This is a genomic window from Paludibaculum fermentans (genome assembly GCF_051172195.1).
GTDB lineage: Bacteria > Acidobacteriota > Terriglobia > Bryobacterales > Bryobacteraceae > Paludibaculum > Paludibaculum fermentans_A.
This window is the reverse complement of record NZ_JBPJAQ010000001.1, coordinates 6404880-6423933: the sequence shown is the minus strand read 5'-3', so window position 1 is coordinate 6423933 and position 19054 is coordinate 6404880. Positions and strand designations below refer to the sequence as shown.

Annotated in this window: 9 protein-coding genes; 6 read left to right on the top strand and 3 right to left on the bottom strand. The window is 59.3% G+C overall.

What is annotated here, in order from left to right; all coding sequences use genetic code 11:
• Positions 1-237: 237 nt before the first annotated feature.
• The gene (locus ACR9Y2_RS25800) at positions 238-2997 is read left to right on the top strand and encodes a sensor histidine kinase (protein WP_435044596.1); all 2760 of its coding nucleotides are present in this window, start codon (positions 238-240) and stop codon (positions 2995-2997) included.
• Here the strand turns inward: ACR9Y2_RS25800 and ACR9Y2_RS25795 are convergent.
• The 3 genes from ACR9Y2_RS25795 to ACR9Y2_RS25785 form a co-directional block, all read right to left on the bottom strand.
• Complete coding sequence (locus ACR9Y2_RS25795; RefSeq protein ID WP_435044595.1) at positions 2991-5699, bottom strand: TonB-dependent receptor; 2709 nt, start codon at positions 5697-5699, stop codon at positions 2991-2993. The two genes, ACR9Y2_RS25800 and ACR9Y2_RS25795, sit on opposite strands and share 7 nt — an antisense overlap.
• A 188-nt stretch (positions 5700-5887) precedes the next feature.
• A complete protein-coding gene (locus ACR9Y2_RS25790; RefSeq protein ID WP_435044593.1) occupies positions 5888-6889 on the bottom strand; it encodes a sigma-54 interaction domain-containing protein in 1002 nt (333 codons plus the stop codon).
• A gap of 1052 nt (positions 6890-7941) precedes the next feature.
• Positions 7942-8970: a tetratricopeptide repeat protein gene (locus ACR9Y2_RS25785; protein ID WP_435044592.1), complete on the bottom strand. Its 1029-nt coding sequence runs from the start codon at positions 8968-8970 to the stop codon at positions 7942-7944.
• 530 nt (positions 8971-9500) lie between these two features.
• Between ACR9Y2_RS25785 and ACR9Y2_RS25780 the strand changes: the two genes are divergently transcribed.
• From ACR9Y2_RS25780 to ACR9Y2_RS25760, 5 genes are all read left to right on the top strand, one after another.
• The gene (locus ACR9Y2_RS25780) at positions 9501-12698 is read left to right on the top strand and encodes an efflux RND transporter permease subunit (protein WP_435044591.1); all 3198 of its coding nucleotides are present in this window, start codon (positions 9501-9503) and stop codon (positions 12696-12698) included.
• A 20-nt stretch (positions 12699-12718) separates the two neighbouring features.
• A complete protein-coding gene (locus tag ACR9Y2_RS25775; protein ID WP_435044590.1) occupies positions 12719-14014 on the top strand; it encodes an efflux RND transporter periplasmic adaptor subunit in 1296 nt (431 codons plus the stop codon).
• A gap of 1 nt (position 14015) precedes the next feature.
• Positions 14016-15890, top strand: a complete 1875-nt coding sequence (locus ACR9Y2_RS25770) for a TolC family protein (protein WP_435044589.1) — start codon at positions 14016-14018, stop codon at positions 15888-15890.
• A 239-nt stretch (positions 15891-16129) separates the two neighbouring features.
• Positions 16130-18091 (top strand): PP2C family protein-serine/threonine phosphatase, encoded by a 1962-nt coding sequence (locus ACR9Y2_RS25765; RefSeq protein ID WP_435044587.1) that lies wholly within the window; start codon positions 16130-16132, stop codon positions 18089-18091.
• A 60-nt stretch (positions 18092-18151) separates the two neighbouring features.
• Positions 18152-18691, top strand: a complete 540-nt coding sequence (locus tag ACR9Y2_RS25760) for a DUF4136 domain-containing protein (protein ID WP_435044586.1) — start codon at positions 18152-18154, stop codon at positions 18689-18691.
• The last annotated feature ends 363 nt before the right edge of the window (positions 18692-19054 follow it).

Below are 19054 nucleotides of genomic sequence, written 5' to 3'. Positions count from 1 at the left end.
GTGGCCTTGGCGATCGTCCTGGCGAGGCCCGCCTCCGCACTGAATCCAGAGCGTAAACTTTCGCAATACGTTCATACCGCATGGAGGAGCGACTCCGGTCTCCAGGCGGTGCGCCGGTTGAGGCAAACGCCGGATGGATACCTTTGGCTCGCTACCCGGGGCGGCCTTGTGCGGTTCGACGGTGTACGATTTACCACTTACCTGGCGGGCTCAGTGGAAGGCATCGAGAGCAGCACAATGCAGGATCTGGTAGTTGATTCGGATGGCTCGCTATGGATTGCAACTCTCGGCGGAGGGCTCATCCATCACAAAGATGGAAAGTTCCGCTCTTACACCTCGCACGATGGCCTGCCCTCTGACGACATCGGCTCGTTGTATCGGGACACGCAGGGCACACTCTGGCTGGGAACACGAGACGGACAGTTCGCCCGTCTGAACCAGGGCCGCTTTGAGAGTGTATCCCTGGGAATTCCCGCCGGTCCAGTTACTGCATTCCTGGAGCAGGCAGATCACTCGCTGTGGATCGCGACATATGGAAATGGAGTGTATCGCCTTCGAGATGGATCAATCACTGCTTTTTCGGCGAAGGATGGCCTGCCCGACACACGAGTGAGCGGACTGTGCCAGGATCGCAGCGGCAAACTCTGGACGGCGGGTTGGAAGGGCCTAAGTTCGTGGAACGGCACTCGGTTCGTGCCCGATCCCGTCATCAACTCGGCGGTACCCTACGCGATCGGTTGCACCGTCGACCGGAACGGGAACCTCTGGATCGCGTCTTCATCCGGCCTGTTCCGGGCAGAGTCGGGAAAGGTGACGAAGATGGACCGAAACACCGGGCTCAGCGGGGATTTCGTTTCCGACATTTTTGAGGACCGGGAAGGAAACCTCTGGGTCGGCACGCGCGCTGGTTTGGATCGATTGCGCGATGCGGCGTTTCGAACATTTACCGACGAGAGTGAAGCCGCCCCCAATGTGGGGCCCCTTGTCGGTGACGAACATGGAGGCGTTTGGACTGCATCGGGCGGAAAGATCACGCAGATGTCGGGGAGCGAGAAGATGGCCTTTCCGCTCGCTCTCCCTGCCGGCCATAGACCTCTTACGATTTTGCCGGACCTTCGTGGCGGTTTCCTGATCGGCTTTGAACAGGGGAGTGTACATTGGAGTCCGCATCACACCGAATTGGTTCAGGATCTAGCAGGACTGAACGTGCGCTGTTTGTTCCGGGCGACCGATGCAACAATCTGGATCGGCACTTCGAACCGGGGCCTGCTCCAATGGAGACCACCCTCCTCCGGATCTCCAGCTTTCCTCAAGACCCGGCTGGAGGACAAGCACGTTCAGACGCTGGCGGAGGATCGCACAGGAGCCATTTGGGCTGGCAGCATTTACGGGGGCGGGCTCTATCGGATCGCCGGCCAGCAGGTGCAGAAGTTCAACCGCAATGAGGGCCTTCGATCGCCCAATGTGTACACGGTCTTCGCCGACGCCAAGGGCGACGTCTGGATTGGTTCATCCAGCGGCCTTAGCTTCTTTCACAATGGGCTCCGCACCGCCAACTCCAAGCATGGACTTCCGTCTGACCAGATCTTTGCCATTGTCGATGACTCTTACGATCGGTTGTGGTTCGCGAGCCACGGCACCGTAGCGGTCATCGAAAAGAAGGCGTTGATCGACTGGGCGTCCGGCACACGCCACAGGCTTACTCCGACGGTGTACCGCAGTTCGGATGGACTCCGCGCAACCTACGGAAACGGTCGCGCCTTTCCCATTGCAGTTCGATCCACGGATGGACGTCTTTGGTTTGCCACTGCCGACGGAGTATCGGGGGTGACGCCGCCGCATCCGGGCCAATCTCATAGCGAGGAATTCCAGGTCCTCATTGAGGACGTCAAGGTAGATGGCGTCCCGCAATCTTCGCGAGATCGTCTGCGAATCCCGCCTGGCTCACGTTCGGTCGAGCTCGGCTACACAGCGCTCACTCTTTCCAGCCCCGAGACCGTCAGGTTCCGTTATTGGCTGGAGGGGATCGACCACGACTGGGTTCGCGCGGACTCTCGGCGTCAGGCGTTTTACAGTAATTTGAAGCCCGGTGCCTACACCTTTAGAGTGGCCGCGAGCGCCGGCGAGGATCAATGGCGGGAAGCGCCAGCCCTTAAGCTGGAGCAACTCCCCATCTTCTATCAAACTTCCTGGTTCATGATACTCGCGTCAGCGGCGGCATTATCATTCGCCTTTCTTGTCTACCGCTTCCGCGTGCAGCAAGCCGTAGATCGCATTCAGGCAGGTTTTCACGAACGCATGGAGGAGCGCACTCGAATCGCCCAGGAACTGCATGATACCGTCGTCCAAGCGATTTCGGGATCGACGATGTTGGTTGAAAATGCCGCGGAAAAGGTTCCGGACTCCCTGCCTGTCGTCAAGGGAGCCTTGCTCCGCGCAGTAGACCGCTTGGACTTTGCGCTCGCCGAGTCGCGCGCGGCGCTCAAAGGATTGCGGGCTTCAGCCAGCCTCGACACCGACCTCGCAGGGCAACTGTCGGCGGTGGCTGGCGATGCGAACCACTACGACGTGGCATTTAGCCTTGCGACTACGGGCGAAACGCGCGGTATTCAACCCGCAATTCACTACGAGGCCTTGAGAGTCGGCTCTGAGGCCATTATCAACGCCTATCGGCATTCGGGCGCGACCTCGATACGCGTCGAAGTCGGCTACGTGAGCTGCTTGCGAATCTCCGTGCGGGATAACGGCAAGGGCATGCCTGAAGGAGTCCTGCATCTTGGACGAGATGGCCATTTCGGCTTGGAAGGAATGCGGGAACGCGCCGACCGAATTGGTGCGAAATTGGACGTTTATAGCCGCGTCGGGGAGGGTACGGAAGTCATCTTGACCATTCCGGGGAACATCGCCTTCGATGTCAATGGCGACAACCCGTCTCCCATCGTTCGAGCCATGTCGCGGCTCAGGAAGCACTGCCGGAAGCCAACTCCGCCTCAGTAGGTAATTCTCAACCCAACCTGCCATTGTCTGCCAGGATCAGTATTCGCGAGCCCGGCGATGGGCTGCAGGAACGTAGGCGAAGCAATCAGTCTATCCCCGTAAATCGCATTGACACGCAGGATGTTCGATCGGTTGATCAGATTTGTGCCTTCCAGCCGCAATTCAGCCCGCACTTGCTGAGTGATGTTCAATTTCTTAGTGAGGGACAGGTCCATCGTACTCTGTGATGGCGCGCGAAAACTGTTGCGTCCAAAGCCCACCGGCCGGTCCAGCAAATTGGAATCTCCATTGTTGTCGACTCCAGTAAGTGGATTCACCGGCAGCCCCGAGGCGGCGATCGAGTAGAAGGTAAACTGCAGACTCATTGGCAGGTCGACTATGCCTTGCGCGGTCATCCGATGGCGTTGATGGAAGTCGCTGGGACCGCGTTCGTCGATGCCGCGATTGCCCCAATCCGACGGGACACCGGTGTTCGGCCCACCAGTGAAAAAGACGTAAGTAATCGAAGAGCTATATAGGTAATGAGCCATCAGCTGGAACCTGCGAGTGAACCGCTTAGCGATCTGTACGTCGAACGCGCTGTAGCGGCTGCTGCCCGTGTTCTCAGCGAGGCTGACCGCCCGGACCGATACGCGACCATAGGCTTCGTAGGGACGGGTAGCGTCCGCATCCATGGCTGATTGCAGTTGACCAGGGCCGGTACGGACAAACAGGCTGGGCGCGTTCAGATCCAAGGTGCGTAGCTGCTTCCGCGACAACATGTGAGATACGTTGGCGGATAGTGTCCACTCCTCGCCAAGCACTCGTTGCACGCCGAATGTGAACTGGCCGCTGTAAGGATTCAGACGGTGCGGTGAATAGAGGGCGAGATCGCGACGGTCTCCCGCGCCGGTCGGCGGAGCCGTTAGCGAATTAGGGAACACTGGAAAGCCGGTGACACCGTACGGCAATGTATAAGTGGCCTGAAGTGAGTCTGGTCCCTGTTGCAGGGCGCCCCGCACAACCTGCAGGAAAACCTGGTCGTAGTAGACCCCCGCACCACCGCGAAAGACCGTGCGGCCACCTCCGAATACGTCCCAGGCAAAACCCAACCTGGGTGCGACATTATTGCTGTCGTGCGTGGTCGATTGGTATTCATGCCGCACACCAAGGTTCAAGGTAAGCCTCGGAACCAACTTCAAGTCGTCCTGGACAAACCAGGAAGCAAGGGTGTCGCCATAACGAACCGGGGCGGCGCCGAACGTCTGGGTATACCGGAGAGGTATCTCTCCGATGTGCGGCGGCCCGGCACTCATAACGTAGCTGCCGTACAGAGATGTGGAAACATCGCGCATCTTATTCCGAATGAAATCGCCGCCCACTTGCAGACTGTGAGAACCCCGCTGCCACAAAACTCTCTCCGAAACCTGCCATGTGATCACTCGCTGATCAAAATAGTCCGACAGCCCTTCCGTGGAGTACGATTGCCGGACAACCTGTGTTTGAGGGTGCAAGGCGTAGTAAGACTGCGGAACGCTCTTGGCTGCCCCCATTCGCAGTTCGTTCAGCACGGATCGGCTGACAAGCCGGCGGTGCGTCACCTGAAAGCCAACGTTCTGGCCAGAGTCCCGCCGTGCAGCACTCGCTTGGACGAATCCCCCAACCGCGTCGTTTGGGTTGTCCCCAACCGTAGAGTGGCCATTGAGCCGCAGATAAAACGACAGTCTCTCGTCTTGACGCCAGTCCAGGTTAACAAGCCCAAAGTACTGCGTCTGGTGTCCCGGGTAGAAGGACGGTACCGGTGATTGAATGAATGCCCCCCGTGTCTGTTGGTTCCCTTCGAGGCTGGCAAATGCGTGCCAGGAGCGGGAGATGGGTCCGCCGGCCGCCCCGCCCCACATGAACCGCTCGTTCGGAACGCGGAAGAGCGACAGGGGAGGCGCAGCCTGGATACCGCTGGGGCGCAGGAAGGAAAACACTTCGCCGTGCCAGTCCTCGCCCCCGGTACGGGTGATCGCCGATATGATGCCAGCGCTCGATCGACCATACTCGGCGCCATATTGATGGACAAGGACCTTGTATTCAGCAACGGAGGCGATGGAAAGAACCTGTTGGGGTCCGTTCCCCAACGCGGGTTCATAGTTTGACAGCCCGTCCATTTGGTATTGCGTGAATCGGAACAGTTGACTGTTTGCCGCTAAACGCGTTCCATACACGCCATCGGTGCCCAATGAGCTCGTATTGCGGACTCGTGGATCGAGCATCGCAAATCGGTTGATATCGCGGGTGGAAGAGGGAACCTGCGAGAGCGTCCTTGTGTCAATCGTCGTCGAGAGCTCTGGATTGGAGTTCACCAACGGACTCGATGCCAGGACTGTGACCGTTTGGCGCAGACGATCTATCGCGATAACCACCTCAATGCGCTGAGACAGGCCGTTTACGGTGTACATCGCCGTCTCGAAACCTTCGGCCGCCACCGCCAAGCGACAACCCTGCGACACGCCGGACAGCGAAAATGCCCCGAGTTCGTCGGTCTCCGCCGTCTCCGGCGTGCAGGTAGCGCTCACCTTCGCGCGGGCGATTCCAAGACCACCCTGCGAACGAACGACCCCCGAGATGTCACCGGACTGCGCAAATAGAACGCTGGGAAATACGAGGGAGATGACAGCCCGCCGTCTTCTACCGCGCATGAAACCCCGGTAGAGCCGGTGAGCTTGGTCCATGTGCCAGACGGCCCATGGCAGATTGTACCTTCCTGCAAACGCACAAATCAAGATTCACGAGAACGCGATTCACGCCTTGGCGAGCGTTGAATGCCAGCTCGCAAATCTGTCGCCGCGCCCATTCGTCGCGCATTCACTGAGGCGAGTTCGTGCGCGTCGAGAGTAACTTCCGTGAGTGAAAGCGCTTATTATGCGACAAAGGATATGGGGCCATCCACGGTAAGTGCTGAAGTTTCACGCCACTGTCCTAAGTCGGTACGCGTCAGGTCGATGCCGAGGCGGCGAACCTTGTAGAACAAAGTGGTTCGTGGCACGCCCAGGATTTTCGCGGCTGGGGCGAGACGTCCATTCGTCTCACCAAGAATACGAAGAATGTGCGAGCGCTCGGCCTCCTCGAGGGTTGTGGGCTCCGAGGCAATTTTGTCCTCCGCCCGTAGGAGTTCCGATAGCGGCGCTTCAAGTGCGTGTCCACTTGTCAAAATAACTGCTCGTGCGATGAAATTCTGCAATTCCCGGATATTGCCTGGCCAGGCGTGGCGCTGCATTGCGTCTATTGCTGGCTGCGGAATGACGTCGATCTGTTTGTTCATGCGCTGGGCATAATCCTCCACAAAATGCCGAACCAGTGCCGGAACGTCCTCTCGCCGGTGGCGCAACGGCGGCAATTGAATCGGGAATATGCTTAGGCGATAGTAAAGATCGGCGCGGAATGTGCCTTCAGCAACCATTTTGGCGAGATTTCGATTGGTCGCCGCCACGATGCGAACATTGCACTGCACGGTTCGATTGCTCCCCAGCCGCTCGAACTCCTGTTCCTGAAGTACTCGTAACAGCTTCGGCTGCAGATCGAGGGGGATGTCTCCAATCTCGTCCAGGAAGAGAGTCCCCTGGTCCGCGGATTCAAAACGCCCAACGCGTTGGGATAGGGCGCCTGTGAAGGCGCCGCGCTCATGCCCGAAGAGCTCGCTTTCAAGGAGTCCCGAGGGGATTGCGGCACAGTTCAACTTGAGCAGGGGACGGCTGCAGCGTGGGCTCAGTTCGTGGATTGCGCCCGCGATTACCTCCTTTCCCGTTCCCGTTTCTCCTTCAATCAGAACCGTTTCTTCGGTGGGTGCAACCAGGTCCACCTGCCGGAGCACGTTGCGAAAGGCAGCGCTTCTGCAAATCATAGGCGGTAGCTTCTGACTCATTTTCAGTCCTCTTCTGTTCTTGTCGCCCAACTCCATTCCCTGCGCGAATCGTGGGCCTTCACCGAGGCCCCTTCGGACCGGCACCGCGCCCTAGACTCGGTTGAACCGTGAACTGCCGTCCGGATCCAGGCCGGCGTTGCTTGATTTCAATACGTCGCCACCGAAATAACTGCGCGCCGAGCGAGTAATAGCCAGGCCCAACCAGTATCAACACCAGGGAAAGACCGCCGGCTGCGGCGAACAACCCGCCAGTCGGCAGGCCTAACCATGTCAACTTAACGAGCAGGAAGGCGCACCGAAGCGATCCCGACAACGCACCCGCAAATCCCGCGACCATCATAATGCCAAGCAGTGGAAACACCGCACTGATCATGTGCGGAAGATCGCACACTCATACCGAATCTGCCGCGGCATCGTAAACCAACTTGCACCCAGTCCAGCCTGACGTTATCGCGGTAATCACCCGTAGCAAGAAAAGACCAACCCCCGTCACCCCGGACGGGAAGTTCCCAAAGCTACGGATCGCAATTGCTCTACGTCCTTCCCCTGCCTTGCTTTCCGGTCGATCACTGCAGCTATCATCGGCGGAACCGGCTTCTGACGCAATTGCAAGATCGTGTTGACTGGGGCTTACTCAAAAGGGGTATTGGGTTTCGCAGGGCTGGACATCCAACGGTGCCGGACCGCGCCCTCAACAGAGTGGTTCATCGGCAACGCATGTCTCACATTCCACACGTCTCTTTTGCGGTACGTTCGATAACAGCCGTGCGCCGGTAAATCCAGCCCTTCGGTCATTTAGCGCACCCCCCGCCAGGTGGAGTCTTTGCGAAACACTGTCAGCGCTCCGGCGACTTCGAAAGACCTTGGGCCACGCATCCCGCCGCCTCCTCCGCCGCGAAATCCCCCAAGCTACCCTGTCCGCGCGCAGCGTTACCGCGGACAACGCCGGCGTGGTTGAACCCTCCGAATGCGCTCGAATGGCCGGCGCCCGGTGCCTGCAAAGAGGCGCAGCCACGGGGACCGGGATGTCCGTCAAATGCGCCGCCACCACCTTACTTCGATGGACTAATTCCGCCATGCTCGCCGATCGCGGGCTGTTGCAGATTGGCCAGCCACTCCTCGACGCTTCGACGGTTCTCGACCGTTCTTTGGTTGAGATAGGCCTGCAACTCCTTCTTGGCACGCTCCATATCGCCGCGCCTCTGGGAGACGATCGCGATGGCCAGACGCGCTCGCGGGATGCTGTCGCACGCCCGCTGTAGCGCGTCAATTGCCTCTATTGGATTCCTGCTCTGATTCAGGAGTGCGATGCCCAGATAGTAGTGCGAAGCCGGGTCGTTGCCAGCCATGCGAATTGCCACGCGCGCGGCGGTCTCCGCTTCGAGATACCGTCGCAGCTTAAGCAGGGAAAGGGCAAGATTGACGTGAGCTTCCGGTGCTCCCGTATCGAGTTCGATCGCTTTCTGAAAATAGGACCGGGCCGTCTCATACGCGTTCGCTTGCAGATACTGGGTGCCGAGGTTGTTGTATGCCTCAACGAAGCCTGGATCGAGCTCTATCGATCTGGCAAGATGCTCGATTGCTTCGGCAGAGTGCATCCTGCTTGCTGCCTTCATTCCTCTCGCGAATTCTTTGCGCGCGTTCGAGGGAACCTTGTGCAATAGTCTTGCCGCTGAGACCGTGGCGGCACCGCCACGACTGAGTCGTGAGTTCGACGTGGGGAGACGTATCGACAGGCGGTTCGTCGGCGAACGCAGGAAGACATACTCACGGTGCAGGACAGCGCCTGTAACGGTGGTGACAGAAAGTTCGTAGTCGCCTTTTGGGATGCCAAAGAAATGAAAGCCACCGTGCATATCAAGGTCCGCCCGCCGGTCGAACGAGGCGTCGGAAGACAAGACCACCATAAATCCAAATGTCGAGGCCCCACCTGTTTCCACATTTCCAGTCACGATGCCTCCCGCATCGTCCGAACCGGACTGGGCGTAGGAGCGAACCGGCAGACCGGCCAGCAACAAACAGAAACACGCACGACAATAAATCGATCTCATGCCCGGACTAATATGCAAGCTGCGCGCCATCGAGTAACACTCTCCACTGCTTGCTCTTCCAGCTTTGTCGGTGTCGAAATGCGTCCAGTCTGTGTCATCGAATCGGCGCTGGCTCGACATTCACCCTGTTCGGAGCCATGGCATTTCGACATCTGTCAGTGGCGACCGGCGTGCCTGAGTGACTGTGGGGGCAGCGATGCAACGAATCTGCGGCGCTGGCAATTCTCGAGATCAATTCAAGGGGCTGCCGCCCGGTAGCCGTGACACCGTGACGCGGACGACCTGCACTCACACTCGCCCCCGGCATGATGTGCGCTACCAGGATCGAAGCCTCGCGCAATACAGCTTCTACCGCTTGCACCTCGAGTCGCAAAATTGCTTTTCCTTCTTCAGTTCGAAGCGCACCCTGGCCGCGCGACTAGTGTCGTCGCTGACCGATACCATGCGTGACCTGACGATTCGTCACGCGGCGTGTCGGTCCTGCGTCAGTCCATAGCGCGCAGATCGAGACTTTTCCTGACGTTGCGGTTGGGCGCTAAATTGCATCAGTCCTGGCAACTATGTGGATTGTCAAACTAGCGCTTCGGCGGCCCTACACTTTCATCGTGATGTCATTGCTGATTGCCATTCTTGGCGGTCTCTCCATCGTGACGATGCCCACGGATATCTTCCCGCACATCAACATTCCCGTCGCCGGAGTGATCTGGTCGTATCAGGGCATGAGCCCGGATGATATGGCAAAGCGCGTTCTCACGGTTTCCGAGCGTGCCATGACAACGACGGTAAATGAAATCCAACATATCGAGTCGACTGCCTACAACGGCGTAGGTCTGATTCGCGTCTATCTGCAGCCTGGCGCCAACATCGATCTGGCGATCTCCCAGATCGTTGCGGTGAGTCAAACGCTACTCCGGCTTCTACCGCCCGGGATCTTTCCGCCGCTAATCGTTCAATACGACGCGTCGAGCGTGCCGATACTTCAGTTGGGCCTCAACAGCAACACGCTTACAGAACAACAGCTCTACGATTACGGGCAGAACTTCATTCGCACGCGTCTGGCGACTGTGGAAGGTATCTCTGTCCCGCTGCCGTACGGTGGGAAAGTCCGGACCGTGATGGTGGATCTCGATCCCGACGCTCTCTATGGAAAGGGACTCTCTGCCACCGACGTCTCAAACGCGCTGAGCTTACAGAATCTCATCCTTCCGACTGGTACCGCGAAGATGGGCACACGGGAATACCTCATCCAACTCAATAGCAGCCCCGAGTTGGTGGGTGCGCTCAACGACGTCCCTATCAAGACGGTGAACGGGGCTCCTATCTACATGAGGGACGTTGCTCAAGTGCGGGACGGCTACCAGGTGCAGACCAACATCGTTCGCAGCAACGGCGCGCGCTCCACCCTGCTGACGATTCTGAAACATGGCGGCGCCTCCACCCTGTCCGTGGTCAATGATGTGAAGGCTCTCCTGCCCAAGATCGCCGCGACTCTTCCGCTCGATTTGAAGATCACTGAGCTATTCGATCAGTCGCTGTTTGTTCGAGCCGCGGTGGGCGGCGTAATCCGCGAGGCTAGCATCGCCGCAATCTTGACGGCCCTGATGATTCTGCTCTTTCTGGGAAGCTGGCGCAGCACTCTGATTGTTTGTTTGTCCATACCGCTTTCGATCCTGACCTCCCTTATCGTCCTGGGCCTTCTCGGCCAAACGATCAATGTGATGACCTTGGGAGGGTTGGCGCTCGCCGTCGGGATACTGGTAGACGACGCGACCGTCGAGATCGAGAATGTGCACCGCAATATGGGAATCAAAGGCAAGACATTGGCTCGCGCGATTCTCGACGGAGCGCAGCAGATCGCTCTGCCCGCCTTCGTATCGACGCTGTGCATCTGCATCGTCTTCGTGCCGGTGCTGATGTTGTCCGGCGCGGCTAAGTTTCTGTTCACGCCTTTGGCCATGGCGGTCGTGTTTGCGATGCTGACATCTTACCTGCTGACACGTACGATCGTGCCGACGCTGGTGCACTACCTGCTGCCGGTCGAGATGGCGCTGTACCAGGAGGGGCAAGATGGCGCCACCGCAAAGTCGGCAGGCCTGATCTGGCGCATCCATCAAGCCTTTGACCGTTGGTTTGAGAAGCTCCGGCACGCCTATCACGGCCTTCTCGCCCGGGTGCTCGACCACCGCGTTCTGGCGGGCGGGGCCTTCATGGCCTTCTCTCTCGTCTCGCTGGGGCTGGCTCCGTTAATCGGCAAAGACTTCTTCCCCTATGTCGATTCCGGGCAGATGCGCCTGCATGTTCGCTGTCCCACGGGGACACGAATCGAGGAGGCGGAACGCATCTTCGCCGACGTGGAACGGGAAATCCGAAGCGTGATTCCGCCCCAGGAGTTGAACTCGATACTCGACAATATCGGACTCCCGAATTCGGGTATCAATCTCGCGTTCAGCGATAGTTCGACGGTCGGAGAAGGCGATGGAGAGATCCTGATCTCGCTGAAGGAAAAGCACCGTCCGACGTTGCAGTACACGCGCCTGCTGCGTGATACGCTCGCGGCGAAGTTCCCCGCGTCGACATTCTACTTCCAGGCGGCCGATATCACCAGTCAGATATTGAACTTCGGACTACCGGCGCCAATCGACATTCAGATCACCGGCAACGATGCCGAAAAGAACTACCGGATCGCTGCCGATCTTCGTCGAGAGATCGCGTTGCTGCCCGGGGCGGTCGATGTCTTCGTGCGGCAGCAGGTCGACTATCCTACCGTGCAGGTCAACGTCGATCGCCTGCGAGCCGGAGAAGCGGGTCTCACGCAGCGAGACGTGGCCAATAGCTTACTCATATCGCTCTCTTCGAGCGGTCAGGTCGCACCCAATCAATGGCTCAATCCGGCGAACGGAGTCAACTACCAGGTCGCAGTACAGACGCCGCAGATTAAGGTCGACACATTCGACGCAATGAAGCGCACGCCGATTACAGCTCTCTCCGGCGGAAGCAAACAATTGCTCGACAACCTGGCGGCCCTTCGGCGGACCACGTCCACGGCCATCATCAATCACTACGATGTCCAGCCTGTGCTCGATGTCTACGCGAGCCCGGACCGACGCGACCTCGGCGCCTTCGCTGCCGACGTGCAGCGCGTGATCGACAGGATGCGGCCATCTCTCCCTCGAGGAAGCACGATCGATATCCGGGGACAGATCGACACCATGCAGAGGTCATTCACACGTCTCGGCATAGGAATGGTGTTCGCCATCATACTCGTCTACCTGCTGATGGCGGTCAATTTTCAATCCTGGGTCGATCCTTTCATCATCCTGACGGCACTGCCGGGCGCTCTCGCCGGGATGTTATGGATGCTCTATCTGACGGGAACCACGTTCAGTGTCCCCAGCCTGATGGGGGCGATCATGGGAATCGGCGTTGCAACGGCGAACAGCATTTTGCTGGTTACCTTTGCCAATGAGGAGCGCACGCAAGGAATGGACTCCCTGCAGGCGGCCTTGTCGGCGGGGTTCACACGAATCCGTCCGGTGACGATGACGGCGCTCGCGATGATTGTCGGCATGGTGCCGATGGCGCTGGGCCTGGGCGAAGGCGGTGAGCAGAATGCGCCGCTCGGCCGTGCCGTGATCGGCGCACTGGCGCTTGCGACCCCAACGACGCTATTGTTTGTCCCCATCATGTATAGCTGGCTTCGACACAAGGCGCCGGTTGATCTCGATCAGCAACTCGAGGCTGAGACCCACGATGCATAGGGAAAGGTTCGGTGATTGACATGAAAGGCATATTTGTCGCGGGCCTGGTGGTTGTATTGGCGTTAACGGGATTCGCATCCGGGTATCTCGCGCGCAGGAGAACCACCGCGGGCCTGAATGCTGAGGCGGAACTTCGCAGGAACTCCCCGCCTCTCGTCAACTCCGCGAGGGTTGGGCGGGCGCCTTCCCGAACTGAGGTGCTGCTGCCAGGCACCATCACGCCGATCACCGAAGCATATGTGTTTGCGCGCGCAGCCGGATATCTCAAGCGGCGTTACGTTGACATCGGTGACAAAGTGCGCGCGGGACAATTGCTGGCGGAAATTGACGCGCCGGATCTCGATCAGCAGGTAACCCAGGCGGAGGCGGCGGTGGCGCAGGCCGAGGGACAACTGGGTCAATCGGAGGCGACCTTGCAGCAACTCATCGCAACCCGCGATCTGGCCAACCTCACCTGGAAGCGTTACCAGGTGCTCACGGCGAGCGGGGCGGTGTCCCGTCAGGATGGCGACATGCAATCGACGGCGTCCAAAACCGCCGAGGCGAATGTAACGGCGGGCGAGAAGAACGTCAAGGCGGCCCAGGAGTTCGTGCGCGCGAGCAAGGCCACTCTCCAGAGGTTGGTTACCCTGCAAGGCTACGAACGAATCACCTCGCCCTTTGCAGGCGTGGTTACTTCGAGGAGCGTTGACGTGGGCGCGCTGATCTCGACGACGGGATCGAGCCAGGGGCCCCTAGGGTCCACAGCCGCCCCGGCCGACGTTGCGAGGGGCGGAGATGTATTCCGTGTGGCCGAGATCAGCCGGCTACGAATACTCATATCGGTCCCGCAGTCGCAGTCGCCCGGAATCACGGTGGGACAAGCGGCGGACGTGACGGTTCAGGAGTTTCAGAACCGCGTCTTTCCAGGCAAGGTGACGCGGACCTCAAACTCACTTGACGCCGGATCCAGGACACTGTTGACAGAGGTGCAAGTCGCCAATCCAACTGGAATTCTGCTGCCCGGCATGTACACGATGGTCAGGTTCTTCACGGACCGGAGCGATCCGCCTCTGCTGGTCCCGGGCGCTGCGCTGATCGTGCAGGCGGACGGGACGCGGGTGGCCGTGCTGCAACCTGTTCCCGGCGGAAAGCCGGAAGGAGTTCGCCGCGTCCGTTTCCAAACGGTAGAGGCCGGCCGCGATAACGGAATCAACCTGGAAATTCTGCGGGGACTCCAAGGAGATGAGGATGTCGCCGTCGACCCGAGCGACGCGGTGAGAGAGGGCATGCTGGTCATGCCGGTCTCGGCGGTGTCCGGAAAGGCGAAACAGTGAAATGCGTCACATCCTGACAACTGTCGTATCGATGGCGCTGATACCGATCGGCGCGGCCGCTCAGCTTCGCTGGTACCGCCCACGGCCGGTCCCGCAGATCAATTTTCAGAACTCAGGCCGGATCGACGAGTTGACCCGCGCTGGCCAACTCTATCTTTCGCTGGCTGACGCGGTGGCGCTCGCGCTGGAAAACAATCTCGACATCGAACTGCAACGACTGCTCCCCCGAATTGCAGCGACGGATGTCCTCCGTGCCAGCGGCGGCGGTCAGTTGCGCGGATTGAGCCTGCTGGTGAATCAGCCGGCGCCCGGGATCGGCGGCCCCAACGGTCCGCTGCTCACCAACCTCACCGCGGGTTCGACGCCCACCCCGCTGGTCAATACCAATTTTTCGGACCTCGCGCTGATCAGCCGGCAGCAAAACAATCTCTCCGTTGCTGGCGGCGCGCCACTCTCGAGCGGAACCTCGATTCCGCAATATGATCCATCTGTTTCGGGTGGCTTCAACTGGATGCATCAGTCAGACCCGCAGTTCAGCACGGTACTCACCGGGGGATCAAACTGGCTGGTGTCGAAGAATACAAACGGAAGTATCGAGTTCACACAGGGATTCTCGACCGGCACACAGATCGACGTCAACTTCGACAATACGCGCTTCACGAACAACGCCACCCGGTATACCTACGACCCAACCTTCAACTCCAATCTGGGGATCACCGTGAGGCAGCCCCTGCTGCGCGGGTTCGGAATCGATCTGAATCGCCGCTACATTCGAATCGCAAAGAACAGCGAGAAAGTGGCGGCACTCGTGTTCCAGCAACAGGTGATCGATACCATCGCCGGCATCTCGCGGCTCTACACAGACCTGGTCAGCCTGAACGAGGACGTAAACGTGAAGCGTGAGTCGCTGAAGCTGGCCCAGCGGCTCTACGACGACAACAGGAACAAGGTTGACCAGGGCACCCTCGCGCCTATCGAAGTAACTCGTGCGCGGGCGCAAGTGGCGGCCAGCCAGCAGGCATTGATATCAGCCGAAGGGCTGGTGCGGCAGCAGGAACTCATCGTAGTGACGGCACTTACGCGGCGTGGGCTGGCTAGCGCGTCGATTCGCGACGCCCACATAGTGCCGACCGATTCGCTCACGGTTCCGGACCAGGAGACCGCGGTGCCGCTTGAGAATCTGATTGCGGACGCGCTAAAGACCCGGCCGGATCTGACCCAGGCCGGCATACAGGTGGAGAACACACAGATCAGTCTCAAGGGATCGCGCAACGCGCTGAGGCCGTCAATCGACGTGGTTGGCGTCGTTAGAAACGGGGGTCTCGCGGGCGACCTGAACCCGCTCTCCGGCACCGTGGCGGGAAGCGTTCCCACCGGTGGTTATGGAACGACGCTAGGCCAGATATTCCGGCGAAACAATCCGACCTATGGGGTCGGCGTGCAGATGAACTTACCTCTGCGCAATCGCGTCGCGCAAGCCGACGCGGCGCGCGACGAGTTGCAGCTACGGCAGACGCAGATTCAGCGCGAACAACTCGAAGACCAGGCGCGTCTCGAAGTCGCCGATGCGCAGGTGTCACTCCAGCAGGCTCGAGCGTCCTATGAAGCCGCTGTGCAGACTCGACTTCTACAAGAGCAGTCGGTTGATGTGGAGCAGCAGAAATTCGACGTAGGCCTGTCCACCAACTTTCTGGTGATCCAGTACCAGAGCTTTCTGGCGCAAGCGCGCTCCACCGAAGTAGCGGCCAAGGGCGCTTACGCCAAGGCCAGAATCGCGCTAGAGAGAGCGACAGGGAGTATCCTCCGCACCAATGGCATTTCGATCGACGAGGCTTACCGAGGGACAGTCTCTCGCCCCCATTCGCCCGCTCGTTGAATCAACTGCTGCGAAAGACTCAAAACGTATCCGCGGCCGAACTGAGTAGATCATCTGCCGCCCCCAAGCTCGCGGAGTATTCGGCGCCCCCTCCATATAAGAAGGCAGCCTTCTCCCGTGTGGTTGAAGTGAGAATGTTGCGGGGACTGAATACCAGGCCGCCAACGCCCGCCTCAACGAATGGCGTCATCCAGCGCATCGGGAACCGCAGAACGTATGCCGCGGTCACTTCATGTTGATTGGCGCTGGCGACGACGGACTCTATAGTTACGGGTGCCTACTCAAATGGCGGCAAAGCAGATATGTCGACGAGAAGTCATATCGCGGGATTTTCGACGCGTCGCTGGGACGAACCAAAGTGGCAGCCCGATTGCCGTTCTATCCACGTGAAAATGCCTTCGTTGTTATCCCGAGCCTCCGCAACTCTGCATCGGATATGGGGACGCGTGCGTTGGAGAATGGCTGCCATTCTGGTGTTTACCGGGATGTCCACACTTCTGGTTGTGGCATTGTCGATTGCCGCCCTGAACGTGCTGGTCCGGCGCGAAGCAAGCAGTGTAGTGGAGAAAGAGATCGCCCTGCTCTTGAACGAGAGCCGCTCCGTCGCACCTACGATTCTCGACCATGCCGCGAACTGCACGGCAACAACGGACCGCTTGGTGTTGCCTCAGTCGTTGCTCGCTTACACCGCGGAGGTGTTTCCGCAGTCCCGGGCGTCCGTCACCATCGATGGTCCCAACGGGGTGCGCTTCCATAGTTCCGGGCCGGCCCGTCTCGCCGCTGAACACCCGAACTGGCTCGAATCCCAGGAGTTCTCCGGGCTGGTGGTAGAACAGGGAGAAGTCGGAATCCGGCACCTGCTTTCCGCGCGGAAAGGCGCCTGTACGGTGACGGTGGCATTCAGCCTGCCACTGGGAGCCCGGTTGGCGGCGCGCCTTGCGACGGCCAGTGGTGTCGAAATCACCGCCGTTCGTCATCAACGCTTCCGTGTGCACCCGTTGAACCAGCGAATCCTCCAAACCATCCGTAGTAACTTCATCCCCGGCAAGGTCCAGCCGGCATCGGTGGTGTTGACGGTACGCAACTGGAAGACAGGCGGACAGGAGGACTGGATCGTCGCCAGCGTTCGGGGCAATTACTCCAGGACATTTGAAGGCATGGCGCGTCTGGGAGGGCAGTTGGCGGATTGGGTGTGGCTCCTGATTGGGCTCTGTGCCGCTGCCTTTCTGTTGGATGGCGCCGGCATGTGGACGTGCGTCCGGTTCGGTAAGGAGATCGCCACATCTGTTGACGATCTGAGTATCGCGGCGGCTGAGATCGCGGCCGGCAACTTCTCCTGGCGGACCGCGGTGCGGAGCAAAAGCCAACTCGGGGAACTGACCGCGAATTTCAACGAGATGGCGATCGCGCTGGAAAAGGTTCAAAAGGAACAAGCGGAGCGGTTGCGTCTCGACGGCGAGCTCCAGGCAGCCCGGAGTGTTCAGCAATACCTGTACCCTCGCCATGAGCCGGTGCTCCTCAACGCCACCGTTTCGGGACAGACCCTGCCCGCGCGAGTGATCGGTGGCGATCTCTATGACTTCATCGACCTTGGCCACGGGCGAATCGGGATGTTGTGCGCGGATGTCAGCGGGAAAAGCATTCCGGCGGCTCTGATGATGGCCAACCTGCAAGCCCTGACGAGGGCGCATGCCAGTCATGCCAGTGACGTCCCTTCCATATGCCCTGCTCATTTCGTCGAAGTGCTGAATACCGAACTGGCGGGCCGCTTCGGGACCAATCGTTACGCGACCCTGATTTGGGCTGTCTATGATACGCAAACCCGTGACCTAACTTATGTTGGAGCTGGCCATCCTGCGCCGATTGTCGTTCACGCGAGCGGCGCAATCGACAGGTTGAGCTCGGAGGGCTTTCCGGTGGGGATGTTCCCGACTGCCCAATACGTAGCGACAACCGTGAAGATGCGCCCCGGCAGTTGCCTCGTGATCTTTACCGATGGCGTTACCGACGCCGCGGATGTTGCTGGGGAGGAGTTTGGTGAGGACCGCCTGCTTGCCCGCTGCAAGGCCATCGAGCCCGGGTGGGACGCCAGGGAAACGACCGGCCATCTAATGCATGCCGTTGCCGATTGGTCCAGCGGTGCGGAGCGGTTCGACGATACCACCGTGGTCGTGCTGCGCATCGCGCCTGATTCGATGTGAACTGCATGTCCGAGTCAACCTAAAAGTTACATGGTTCTCAAAGTGCTCAATCGCATCAGTATGAAACTAACATTGTCGGGTACTCTCACACTCGCGGCTGCGTTCGTGGGCATCGCGTTCGCAGCTCGGGTCAGCACAGATTTCGACCACACGGTGCACTTCGACCGTTACAAGACCTATTCATGGATGAAAGTCGATGCGAAGGACTCCCTCTGGGAAGACCGTATTGTTCGCAGCGTGGACAACGAGCTTACAGCGAAAGGGTGGAAGAAGGTGGATTCCGGCGGCGATGCGACCGTAGCCGCCTTTGGATCGACACATAAGGAACGAACTCTCGACACGTTCTACAGCGGCTTCGGCGGCGGCTGGAGGTGGCGCGGCTTCGGCGACGGCATGGCGACTACAACGGTCGAATACACACAGGTGGGAACCCTGGTCGTTGACGTGTTCGACGCGCAGACCAGAAAATTGGTATGGCGCGGATCCTCCTCAGCGACACTGTCGGGCAAGGCTGAGAAGAACGAGAAGAAACTGCAAAAGGACGTTGGCGAGATGTTCAAGCACTTCCCACCCGAAGCGCGCCTACAAAGCGAGCGTTAAGGGTGAACCTCCCATGTTGTGGGCCGGCACGGACGTGAAGTTCGTGTCGGCATGGGACGGTTGTTCGGCATTCCTGGTGACTAGACAGATGAAAGTCTTGAACCCGCCCGCCGCGCGGGCGGCCGCTGTCCATCACTCGAACATCTGCCGGACCGGCGACACATGGCACAGATCGTTCGCTCAATAAGCGGTTGCTTGTCCTAGATCCCGCTGTTGGCTGTAATATTGCAATGCAAGGATTGAGAGCCTGGTGAATGAACCGCTGGCTGTCATTCCAACCAGCAGTGGGAGAGAGTTACATCGGCTAACGGAACTCCCCACAAGGTTTCGACTTGCGTCGGGGAATGAGGTTGCCATGCAACC